Here is a 12,291-nt window from a genome sequence, read left to right as displayed (position 1 = left end):
GAGGCTCCGGTTGATTCGTTTACACCGATCAAAGCAGGGAGAGCAAACCCATGATGGATGCCAGCAGTGAAACACACGCCGTCGAGGCCCTGGATTTTCTGGATGACCCACTCTGGTACAAGGATGCGGTGATCTACCAGGTGCATGTGAAGTCGTTCTTTGATGCCAACGATGACGGTATCGGCGATTTTGAAGGCCTGATCCAGAAGCTGGACTATATCGTCAGCTTAGGCGTCAACACGATCTGGATATTGCCCTTCTACCCGTCACCACGTCGCGATGATGGCTATGATATTGCCGAATATACCGGCGTCAGCCCCGACTATGGCACGCTGGAAGATGCCAAGCGCTTTATCAAGGAAGCGCACCAACGCGGCTTGCGGGTAATCACCGAACTGGTCATCAACCATACCTCTGATCAGCACGAGTGGTTTCAGCGTGCCAGGCATGCCCCAGCAGGGTCACCAGAAAGGGACTTTTATGTCTGGTCAGACACCGATCAGGCGTACACCGGCACGCGCATCATTTTCCTGGATACCGAATCCTCCAACTGGACCTGGGATCCGGTAGCAGGTGCCTACTACTGGCACCGTTTTTACTCCCACCAGCCGGATCTCAACTTTGATAACCCCGTGGTGCTCGACGAAATAATCAAGGTCATGGAGTACTGGCTTGATATGGGGGTCGACGGCCTGCGCCTAGACGCGATTCCGTACCTGGTCGAGCGCGAAGGCACCAACAACGAAAACCTGCCCGAAACTCACGTGGTGCTCAAGAAGATCCGTGCGGTACTCGACGAGCGCTACCCTGATCGCATGCTGCTCGCCGAAGCCAACCAGTGGCCTGAAGATACCCGCCCCTACTTCGGCGATGGTGACGAATGCCACATGGCATTCCATTTCCCCCTGATGCCGCGCATGTACATGGCTCTCGCCCAAGAAGACCGCTTTCCGATCACCGACATCCTGCGTCAGACGCCGGAAATCCCCGCTACCTGCCAGTGGGCGATCTTTTTACGTAACCACGACGAGCTGACGCTCGAAATGGTCACCGACAAGGAGCGCGACTACCTGTGGAACCATTACGCGGCTGATCGTCGGGCACGTATTAACCTGGGTATCCGTAGACGCCTGGCGCCGCTTCTGGAGCGTGATCGGCGACGTGTCGAACTGCTCAACAGTCTATTGCTTTCCATGCCGGGCACTCCGGTGCTGTATTACGGTGACGAGATCGGCATGGGTGACAATATTTACCTTGGCGACCGTGACGGCGTACGCACCCCCATGCAGTGGTCAATCGACCGTAACGGCGGATTCTCCCGCGCCGATCCGGCAAGCCTGGTACTACCGCCGGTCATGGACCCGCTGTATGGCTACCAGACCGTCAATGTCGAGGCGCAGGTGCGTGATCCGCACTCGCTGCTCAATAACATGCGCAGGCTACTCGCGGTGCGTAGTCAGCACCGGGCCTTCAGCCGTGGCACCATGCGACCGCTACACCCGACCAACCGGCATATCCTGGCGTATCTGCGCGAGATGACGCTCGACAATGGGGAGACGGAAACGCTGCTCTGCGTGGCTAACGTCGCCAGTACGGCACAAGCGGTGGAGCTTGACCTTTCAGCGTTCGCCGGCAAGGTGCCGGTGGAAATGGTCGGTGGCAGCGCCTTTCCGCCGGTGGGCAGCCTGTCTTACCTGCTGACGCTTCAGCCCTACGGTTTTTTCTGGTTCTTCTTGGCTCCGGCAACCGCCATGCCCGAGTGGCACACGCCGGTACCCGAGCCAATGCCGGATTATGTCACCCTGATTATTAAAAAGCGCCTTGAAGAGATTTTTACAGGCTCATCAAAGCAGCTGCTTGAACGTGAGACATTGCCTCACTACCTGACCAAACGGCGCTGGTTCGCGTCCAAGCAGGCGCGTATCGAGGATATCCGTTTACATTCGCTGGCAAGCCTTGAGCATAGCGGGCATACCCTGCTGTTCAGCGAGCTGGAAATCACCCATGCCCAAGGCATCGAGCGCTACCAATTACCCCTGGCATTCCTAGGTGAGGATGAGCAGAGCAGTCCCCTTGCCCAACAGCTTGCCATGGCGCGAGTACGCCGCTTCCATGAAGTGGGCCTGCTCACCGATGCGCTTACCCTGGATGCCTTTACCCTGGCCGTGCTTGACGCCATGCGCCAGGCAGTTGTGCTGCCAAGCTCAAAAGGCGCCATCCATTTCCTGCCCACCCCGGAGCTTGTTGAACTCACGCTACCCGAGCATCCCGAAATCTCGCAGCAGGGTGCTGAGCAGTCCAATAGCTCGGTGGTGATCAATCAACAACTGGTGCTCAAGCTGTTTCGCCGCCTGGAGTCAGGCGTTCACCCGGAGGCAGAAATCGGTCGCTACCTGACCGAGCGGGGCTTTATCAACACCGCGCCGCTGCTTGGGGAAGTGACTCAGATCGACGAACAGGGCGCACCGCAAACCCTGATGATTCTGCAGGGCTTTATCGATAACCAGGGTGATGCCTGGTCATGGACCCGCACCACGCTTGAGCGCGCCATTCGTGAAGCGCTGGCGGATGATCATCAAGGGCGCGAGTTCGCCCGGGATGAGGCCCATTACGGTGCGTTTGAGGAGCTGGAAGCGTTTGCCGCCACTCTGGGGCAGCGGCTGGGCGAGCTGCATATGGTGCTGGCAATGCCCAGCAATGACCCGGCGTTCGCTACCGAAGTGGCCGGCCCCAGCCATGTCACGCACTGGAAACAGCGTGTGACTCAGCGCGTTGAAGAAGCGCTTGACCTGCTCGAACGTCACATTGGCGCCGCGGATAAAGCCGAACAGCTGCTTGCCTCTGACGTACTGGCACAGCGCGATACTCTCTTGGCCTCCATTGCTTATATGGCAGACCTTGCCGAGGGCAGCCTCATCACCCGTATTCATGGCGACCTGCATCTTGGCCAGGTACTGGTGGCGCATGACGACGCCTATATCATCGACTTTGAAGGCGAGCCTGCCCGCCCCCTTGAGGAGCGACGCGCCAAGGATAGCCCGCTTCGCGATGTGGCCGGCATGCTGCGCTCCTTCGACTACGCCTATGCCAAGATTGAAGAATCCCAGCCCAGCGGCAATGAAGGCACTGATACCCACACAGGTACCAACCACGACGTGGTAGAGCAGTACCTGCTTAAAGGACGTCAGGTATTTCTGAATGCCTATTGGCAGGCCACGCTGGATATTCCTCACGAATGGAAACAGGCAAACGGCGCCGCGGCAGCGGTCGATCTGTTCGTTCTCGAAAAGACCGCCTACGAAATTGCCTACGAAGCCGCCAACCGCCCCGCCTGGCTGGGAGTACCGTTGCGCGGCCTGGCAGCACTTGTCGAACAACTAAGCCCGGGAGAGCCCCATGAATGAGGCTATGCACACCAGACCCACTTCAAGTCTCACGGTTGATCGTACCCTGTGGCTGACCGAAGACGACGCCAATGCGCTGGTACAAGGTACCCATCGTGATCCCTTCTCGTTGCTCGGGTTGCATACTGATGACAAAGGCCCTTTCCTGCGGGTATTTATGCCCGGCGCCGTGGGGGTAGATGTCCTCGACCGTGACGACGATACCTTGCGCAGTTGCCTGACGAATATGCAGCTCCCCGGGCTATTCGCCGCCAGGCTGTCTCACAGCGCACCTTACCGGCTGCGTATTCGTTGGCCCCAAGGCGAGCAGATAACCGAGGATCCTTACAGCTTCGGTTTGCTCTTGGGTGAAATGGATCTTTACCTGCTGGGCGAAGGCAATCACCGCAACCTGGGGCATTGCCTGGGCGCGCAGCCCATGACGGTGGAAGGCGTGCAGGGTGTGCGCTTCGCCGTTTGGGCACCCAATGCAAGACGGGTATCGGTGGTCGGTAACTTCAACAGTTGGGACGGGCGTCGCCATGTCATGCGCCTGCGCCACCCAGCCGGGGTGTGGGAGCTGTTCGTGCCACGGCTTGGGCCAGGAGAATCGTATAAATACGAGATTCTCGAACCCCAGGGCACACTCGGCCTGCGCGCAGACCCCGTGGCACTCGCCACCGAAGCACCGCCCCGCACCGCCTCGGTGGTGACCGATACCACGCCCTTTGTGTGGCATGACGACGAGTGGCTCGCCAGACGCGGGAAGGCTCATACCGCATCACGCCCCATCAGTATCTACGAAGTGCATGCGGCTTCTTGGCGCAAGCATGGTGGCGACAACGGCGAGCTCTACAGTTGGCGCGATATGGCCACACATTTGATCCCTTATGTGCTCGACATGGGATTCACCCACGTTGAGCTTTTACCCATCATGGAGCACCCTTTCGGCGGCTCCTGGGGGTATCAGCCGCTCAGCCAGTTTGCCCCCAGCGCCCGTTTCGGCACGCCTGCCGACTTCGCTTATTTCGTCGATGAGTGCCACCGCGCCGGGCTCGGCGTGATTCTTGACTGGGTACCCGCCCACTTTCCTACCGACCCTCACGGCCTTGCCCGCTTTGACGGCACCGCCCTGTATGAGTATGAACACCCTTTCGAGGGGTTTCATCAGGATTGGAATACCTATATCTACAACCTGGGCCGACGCGAAGTGCACGGCTTCATGCTGGCCTCGGCGCTGCATTGGCTGAAACATTTCCATATTGATGCGCTGCGCGTGGATGCGGTAGCCTCGATGCTGTATCGCAACTACTCGCGAAAGGAAGGCGAGTGGATTCCCAACCGCCACGGCGGCCAGGAGAATCTCGAGACCATCGACTTTTTGCGCCACCTCAATGAGGTCATCGCCGAAGAAGTCCCGGGCACGGTGGTCATCGCTGAAGAATCCACCGCCTGGCCCGGCGTCACCCAGCCGACCGAGAAAGGCGGGCTGGGATTTGCCTACAAGTGGAACATGGGCTGGATGCACGACACGCTGGAGTACATCTCTAAAGATCCGGTCTATCGTGCCTACTCGCATCACGAAATGACCTTCCCCATGGTCTATGCCTTTTCCGAGCATTACGTCTTGCCGATTTCCCACGACGAGGTGGTACACGGCAAGGGGTCGCTGATCGGCAAGATGCCCGGTGATGAGTGGCAGCAGTTTGCCAACCTGCGCGCCTACCTTTCCATCATGTGGTCGCAGCCCGGCAAGAAGCTTTTATTTATGGGCTGCGAGTTTGGCCAGTGGCGTGAGTGGAACCATGACCGGGAACTGGATTGGTCGCTGCTTGCCGAGCCCCGCCACGCCGGCATTCAGCGGCTGCTGGGTGACCTCAACCGCTGCTACAAGGAGCTGCCCGCACTGCACGAGTGCGATAGCGAACCTCAGGGATTCACCTGGGTGGTGGGCAACGACGACACCAACAGCGTGTTTGCCTGGCTGCGCCTGAGTGCATCCGGCGAGCCTCTTTTGGTGGTTGCCAACATGACGCCGATTCCCCGCCATGGGTATCGCCTGGGCGTACCGCTGGCGGGCGATTGGGAAGAGCGCCTGAACAGTGACGCTGAGTGCTACGGCGGCTCCAACATGGGTAATCTGGGACGCATCACCGCAAAAGATGCCCCGCTGCACGGCCAAAGCGCCAGCCTTGAACTCACTCTGCCACCGCTGGCGGTGTTGCTGCTACGTCCTGCTGGAGCGCTTTAGGCTCAGCCTTTATAAATTAAGACCCCTAAAGCCCCTGGCGCGATAACGCGCCAGGGGCTTTTTTACTTCGAAATACAGTAAATGACGGCTCCAATCAGAGAGTACGACAGCTTTTCAACTTGCTGTTTAAATGTCTACGCACCGCCGCCCCCTCCTGTTTGAAATGAGTAAGGTAACGCCTAGCTTCTGATTAGCATCGCATTAACCGTTGGTGAGCCGCTACTGTGGCACGTGCATAAATTAGGTAGGATAACCGCCACGTTTTATTTACCTGCTCAGGATCGCCGCCCGCCATGCTCAATGGAATCTGGTTAAGCTTTTTTATGGCCGCGTTTGCCGGCGCGCTTTGGCAGTGGCTGGTGGGTGGGGATGGGGAAGTGTTTGCACGCTTGGTTCAGTCGCTCTTCGATATGGCCAAGGTAAGTGTGGATATCATTCTGGTGCTGCTGGGCGCCATGACGCTATGGCTGGGGTTTTTATCCATCGCTGAAAAGGCGGGCATGATTCGCCTGCTAGGCCGGGTGCTGGACCCGCTGTTTTGCCGGTTGATGCCGGAAGTACCCCGGGGCCACCCGGCGATGGGGCTGATCAGCATGAACTTTGCGGCCAATATTCTGGGTCTGGACAATGCCGCCACGCCCATCGGGATCAAGGCCATGCACTCGCTGCAATCGCTTAATCCCAGTCGCGATACGGCAAGCAACGCGCAGATCCTGTTTCTGGTGCTCAACACCTCATCGCTGACCCTCTTGCCGGTGACTATTTTCATGTACCGGGCGCAGCAAGGCGCTGCCGACCCCACCCTAGTGTTTCTGCCCATACTGCTTGCCACCAGCGCCTCCAGCTTTGTGGGGTTATTGGCAGTCGCGCTGGTTCAACGCTTGAAGCTCTGGCACCCCACGGTGCTTGCCTACTTTGCCGTGGCGGCCCTTGGCCTGGGCTTGCTGATTACCACACTGGCTGGGCTTTCCGCCGAAGCGCTGGCCGCGGCCTCGACCCTGGTGGGCAATCTGACGCTGTTCAGCATTGTGATCATGTTTTTGGTGGTGGGCGCCTTGCGGGGCGTCAAGGTATACGACGCCTTTATCGAAGGTGCCAAGGAAGGGGTGAGCTTTACCCTGACGCTTCTGCCTTATCTGATCGCCATGCTGGTCGCAGTGGGCGTCTTACGCGCCAGCGGTGTTCTGGATGCAGGACTTGCCGGCGTGCGCTGGCTGGTAGAAGGTTTTGGGTGGGACACGCGCTTTGTGGATGCGTTGCCTACCGCCTTTATAAAGCCGCTTTCCGGCGGCGGCGCGCGGGCAATGATGATAGAGACCATGAACAACTTCGGCGTGGACAGCTTCCCGGGGCTATTGGCGGCCACGCTGCAAGGCAGCACCGAAACCACCTTCTACGTGCTCGCGGTCTACTTTGGTGCGGTGGGGATCAGCCGTATTCGTCACGGCTTGGGATGTGCATTGATCGCCGATGCCGCGGGTATCCTCACGGCAATCGGCGTCTGTTACTGGTTCTTCGGCTAGGCGCTTACTGGTTTTCGCCAGCCAGATGATCGCTTAGCGCGTGAAAGAACTGAGTGACCGGGACGATCTCGAAGGCTTCAGCCTTGGGCTGGGCGCCGGTCATGGCAATCACCATGTCGTTGTCGGGATCGATAAACACCCATTGGCCAAAGATACCCACCGCCGAGAAGGCGCCCTCTCCTTCCGGCCACCAGGAGTAGCCGTACTCGATCTCTTCACCGCCGATCTCATGAGGCCTGGCCGACTCCGCCACCCAGCCTTCGGGCAGCACGTTTGGCTCGTTATATTCATCCAGAACGAACTGCCCAAAGCGGGCGTAGTCTTTGAGCGTGATTAATAGTCCACTGCCGCCAATCTCCTGGCCGTCCTCGCTATCCAGCCACCATTTGGCATCGGTTTCCATGCCGTAGCCTGACCAGATCTTCTCAGACAGATACTCGGAAGCGCTTTTGCCCACTGCGCCGTTGATGATTGCCGAGAGCAGCTGGGTTTCGCCGGTGCTGTAGTTCCACACCTCGCCCGGCTCACCGGCGCGCTCGAGCCCGCCCATGAACTCCAGCAGTGCACCGGGTTCCTGAGAAAGCTGCACTTCAAGCATCTGACGGCGCTGGGAGTCCGGGTCGGCGTAAGTTTCATCCCAGGCAACGCCGGAGGCCATCAGCAGAATTTGCTCGACGGTGACGTCGTCATACACGCTGCCCTCGAGTTCGGGCACGTACTTGCTGACGGCATCATCAAGGCTTTCGATATGGCCGTCGTTGAGCGCGGCCCCAATAAGTGTCGAGGAGATCGACTTGGCGATCGACATCGACATCCAGGGCGTGTCCGCCGTGTTACTCAAGGCGTACTGCTCGAACACCACGTCGTTGTCGTGCACCGCCATCAGGCCGCTCACTCGGTTGAGCGCCATGAAGTCGTAAATATCGTAGGTCACGCCTTCATGGGTAAGCGAGAAATCCTCGAGCGACGCATCGCGCGTGCCGAACTCGTGCGGGGAACTTGCCGCCTTCACCGTACGGGTCGGGAAAAGCCGGTCGATATGGCGGGAAAGCTCCACTTGCTCGTCGGGCATCATGCGCCCGCTGTAGAGCTTGCGCACCTCAGCCTGGCTCTGCTCGGAGCTCTGGGCCAGGGTTGCGGTGGAAACGAGTGTGAGCGCCGCAGCAATCAAGGGCGAGCTATATGTCATCGAAGTCATGGCATTCCCGTTAAATAAGTGAAAACTAGGCGCGATCAAACGCCGAACTTACTCAGCTCGAGCCGCCCGCGCGGCGTGAAGCTTCTTGTAGCTCTCGATCAAGCGCTGGTGGCGCTCCAAACCTTCGAGCTGCATATTGGTGGGCGTCAGGCCGTAAAAACGTACGCTGCCCTCCACCGAACCCACGACCGCCGCCATGGTCTCTTCACCAAACATGCGCTGGAAGTTGGGCAGGTAGTCGTCGATTTCAAGCTCATCATCCAGCGCGATTTCCAGCACCGCGTTCACCGCCTGGTAGAACAGTCCGCGCTCAACGGTGTTGTCGTTGTACTGCAGGAACATCTGTACGCAGTCCAGCGCCTCTTCATGGCGGCCAAGCGCCAGGTAGATCAAAAGCTTGAGCTCCAGAATCGTCAGTTGGCCCCACACCGTGTTCTCATCGAACTCAATGCCGATCAGCGTGATGATATCGGCGTGATCATCCATCTGGCTCTCTTCCAGCCGCTCGACCAGACCAAGCAGTTGATCATCATCCAGCTGGTGCAGATTGAGAATATCCTCGCGGTAATCCAGCGCCTTATTGGTGTTGTCCCAGATCAGGTCTTCAATCGGGTACACCTCGGAGTAGCCCGGCACCAGAATACGGCAGACCGGCGCGCCCAGATCTTCGTGGACCGCCATATACACTTCGGCATCCAGCTCTTCAAAAATACTGAAAAGTGTAGCAGCCTCTTCTTCATTGGTGCCGGAAAAATCCCACTCGCTAAACTCAAAGTCAGGCTTCGCGCTAAAGAAGCGCCAGGACACCACGCCCACCGAGTCGATGAAGTGCTCGACGAAGTTGTTGGGCTCGGACACCGTCTGCGAGTTGAAGGTGGGCAGAGGCAGATCGTTCAATCCTTCGAAACTGCGCCCCTGTAAAAGTTCGGTCAGGCTGCGCTCGAGCGCCACTTCAAAGCTTGGATGCGCGCCGAAGGAGGCAAACACGCCGCCGGTGCGCGGGTTCATCAAGGTCACGCACATCACCGGGAACTGCCCGCCCATGGAGGCATCTTTTACCAACACCGGGAAGCCTTGGGCTTCCAGCGCCTTGATACCTTCGACGATACTTGGGTACTTGGCTAACACGTCCTGTGGCACGTCCGGCAGGGTGAGCTCCTGCTCCAGAATTTCCCGTTTAACGGCCCGCTCAAATATTTCCGACAGACACTGCACTTGGGCTTCCACCAGCGTGTTGCCCGCACTCATGCCGTTGCTCAAGAACAGGTTTTCAATCAGATTAGAGGGGAAGTAAACCGTCTCACCGTCAGATTGGCGCACAAAGGGCAGCGAAACGATGCCGCGGTCTTCACGCCCGGAGTTGGTATCGATCAGGTTCGAGCCGCAAAGCTCGCCTTCGGGGTTGTAGATCGCCAGGCAGTGTTCATCGAGGATTTCCTCGGGCAGTTCGTCGTTTGGACCCGGCTTGAACCACTTCTCATTGGGGTAATGCACGAAGTCGCTATTGGCAATCTCTTCACCAAAGAACTGGTCGTTATAGAAGAAGTTACAGCTCAAGCGCTCGATAAACTCGCCCAGTGCCGAGCACAGCGCGCTCTCCTTGGTCGCGCCCTTGCCATTGGTAAAGCACATGGGCGATGCCGCATCGCGAATATGCAGCGACCACACGTGAGGCACGATATTGCGCCAGGAAGCGATCTCGATTTTCATGCCCAGATCCGCAAGAAGCGCACTCATATTGGCGATGGTCTCTTCAAGGGGTAAATCCTTACCCTCAATGTAGGTACGCTCGCCGCCTTCCGGCGCGCCCATCAAAAGCGCCTGGGAGTCCTCGTCGATATTCTCGACGACTTCGATCTGAAACTCAGGCCCGGTTTGAACGACTTTCTTGACCGTACAGCGATCAATCGAGCGCAGAATACCCTGGCGATCCTTTTCAGAAATATCTTCGGGTAGCTCGACCTGAATCTTGAAGATCTGCTTATAGCGATCTTCCGGGTCGACGATATTGTTTTGGGAAAGGCGAATATTCTCGGTGGGAATATCCCGAGCGTTGCAGTACACCTTCACAAAGTAGGCGGCGCACATGGCGGATGACGCCAGGAAGTAGTCGAACGGACCAGGCGCCGAGCCGTCGCCCTTGTAGCGAATCGGCTGGTCTGAAATAACGGTGAAGTCGTCGAATTTGGCCTCCAGGCGGAGGTTGTCGAGATAGTTGACTTTGATTTCCATGAGCGGGCATCCGGAGCAATGAGTGTGCCTGGGCTGTTGAACACAGAGCCGTCGGCGAATTGCCACCCATTATCCAGTTTTTGACCCGCTTCGTCTTGGTAAGTCTCGTTAAGCGCTTATTCACTACCTAGTAGAAATGCTAAGGCCTCGTCTAAAAGAATCTCCGGGATCTCTTCGGCTATATAGTGGCCGCAGGGCAGCGCCTTGCCTTCAACCTGAGTGGCCACCTTGCGCCACTCACTCAAGGCATTGAAACAGGCCTCAATCGCACCTTCAGCGCCCCACATCACTTTTAGCGGGCAGGTAAGCTTAACCCCTGACTCGATATCCGTCTGATCATGAACTAGGTCAATCGTGGCGCTGGCGCGGTAATCGCCGCATATACCGGTGGCGGTGCCGGGCAGTGCCAGGCACCGCTCGTATTCAGCGAGCGCTTCTGAAGAGAAAGGCGCCATACCTGCACTGCGCGCGCCCATCACGCTTTTCAGGTATTGAGTCGGATCGGCCTGAATGAGCATTTCGGGCAGCGGCTGGGGACGAATCAGGAAGAACCAGTGCCAGTAGCTGCGCGCAAACGCCTCATTAGTGCCGCGGTACATGGCAAGGGTGGGGGCAATATCCAGAAATACCATGCGTTCGACCCGGTCGGCATGATCCATGCCCAAACGATGAGCCACCCGCGCGCCCCGGTCGTGGGCCAGGACCTTAAAACGCTCGAATCCCAGATTACTCATCAGTTCGGCCATATCGGCCGCCATGGTGCGCTTGGAGTAATTGATATGTTCGGCATCATCGTCGGGTTTGCCGCTATCGCCGTAGCCGCGCAGGTCCGCCGCGATCACGGTGAAGTGCTGGGCAAGTTCCTCAGCTACCTTATGCCAAATCACGTGGGTTTGCGGATGGCCATGCAACAGCAGAAGCGCGGGGCCACTGCCACCCCGACGAAAAGCGATTTCGACACCGTTGACCTGACGGGTATGTTTTTCATAGCCGGTAAACATGGCGGGCTCCTGTCCTGGAATGGGTAAGCGCAAGCGAGCAGTTTACGACATTTCCAGGCTAGCCACTCAGCCAGCAGGCGGGGTAAGCACCTGTTCGAACAACAAGGTCTCAAACACTTCCATGGGGGCGTCCGACTTCAGCGTTTTGGCCCGCAGAATAGCCCCTTCCCAGCCGGAAAGGATAAAGCTTGCCAGTTGATGAGGATCAAGACCTGACGTGAGCGCCCCCTGGGACTGAGCGGCCTGCAGGCAGTGGGCAAAGCGGGCCTCCCAACGCTGGAATGCATGGTTAAGCGCCTCGCGAAAACGAACGCTTTGGCCGGCGAGTTCCTGGCCCAGATTACCGATCAAGCAGCCGGTCGCATGGTCATGCTCGCTCATATAGGCCCGGCCAACGGCAAAGTAGTGCCGCAAGCGTTCCAGTGGAGGCGTCATCGGATCTTCAAGCAATGCGACTAGACTTGCCTCGTAGTCGTTGGCAAAGTGCTCGATCACCGCCAGGCCAAAATCTTCCTTGCTGGAAAAGTAATGGTAAAACGATCCCTTAGGTACGCCGCATGCTTTAAGTACGGCATTGATGCCCGTTGCGTTATACCCTTGCTGGGTAATCAGCTCGGCACCAGTATCAATTAACTTATCGCGAGTGGCGGTGTTTTTCATACGCTTGCACAAGACTCATCGGCCGGCCGTTATTTCATGATGG

7 protein-coding genes are annotated in these 12,291 nt (G+C 58.0%); 3 read left to right on the top strand and 4 right to left on the bottom strand.

Annotated elements, in window-relative coordinates:
* Positions 1-50 precede the first annotated feature (50 nt).
* From treS to ELY25_RS09910, 3 genes are all read left to right on the top strand, one after another.
* Positions 51-3,404 (top strand): maltose alpha-D-glucosyltransferase, encoded by a 3,354-nt coding sequence (treS, locus tag ELY25_RS09920; RefSeq protein WP_126951128.1) that lies wholly within the window; start codon positions 51-53, stop codon positions 3,402-3,404.
* Positions 3,397-5,634 carry a 1,4-alpha-glucan branching protein GlgB gene (gene glgB / locus ELY25_RS09915; protein WP_126951127.1) on the top strand — a complete coding sequence of 746 codons (2,238 nt, stop codon included), beginning with the start codon at positions 3,397-3,399 and terminating at the stop codon, positions 5,632-5,634. The genes treS and glgB overlap by 8 nt, the downstream gene beginning before the upstream one ends.
* A gap of 293 nt (positions 5,635-5,927) precedes the next feature.
* Positions 5,928-7,157, top strand: a complete 1,230-nt coding sequence (locus ELY25_RS09910) for a nucleoside recognition domain-containing protein (protein ID WP_126951126.1) — start codon at positions 5,928-5,930, stop codon at positions 7,155-7,157.
* Positions 7,158-7,161: 4 nt separating this feature from the next.
* Here the strand turns inward: ELY25_RS09910 and ELY25_RS09905 are convergent, their stop codons facing one another.
* From ELY25_RS09905 to ELY25_RS09890, 4 genes are all read right to left on the bottom strand, one after another.
* Positions 7,162-8,355, bottom strand: a complete 1,194-nt coding sequence (locus tag ELY25_RS09905) for a serine hydrolase domain-containing protein (RefSeq protein WP_126951125.1) — start codon at positions 8,353-8,355, stop codon at positions 7,162-7,164.
* A gap of 48 nt (positions 8,356-8,403) precedes the next feature.
* Complete coding sequence (locus ELY25_RS09900) at positions 8,404-10,587, bottom strand: OsmC domain/YcaO domain-containing protein (protein WP_126951124.1); 2,184 nt, start codon at positions 10,585-10,587, stop codon at positions 8,404-8,406.
* Positions 10,588-10,703: 116 nt separating this feature from the next.
* Positions 10,704-11,588, bottom strand: a complete 885-nt coding sequence (locus ELY25_RS09895; RefSeq protein WP_126951123.1) for an alpha/beta fold hydrolase — start codon at positions 11,586-11,588, stop codon at positions 10,704-10,706.
* Between the two features lie 66 nt (positions 11,589-11,654).
* On the bottom strand, positions 11,655-12,248 hold the full coding sequence (locus ELY25_RS09890; RefSeq protein ID WP_126951122.1) for a TetR/AcrR family transcriptional regulator: 594 nt from the start codon (positions 12,246-12,248) through the stop codon (positions 11,655-11,657).
* Positions 12,249-12,291 lie beyond the last annotated feature (43 nt).

The organism is Vreelandella populi (assembly GCF_003989825.1).
GTDB lineage: Bacteria > Pseudomonadota > Gammaproteobacteria > Pseudomonadales > Halomonadaceae > Vreelandella > Vreelandella populi.
Note: the sequence above shows the minus strand (reverse complement) of the source record. Positions and strands in the feature narration are given on the sequence as shown.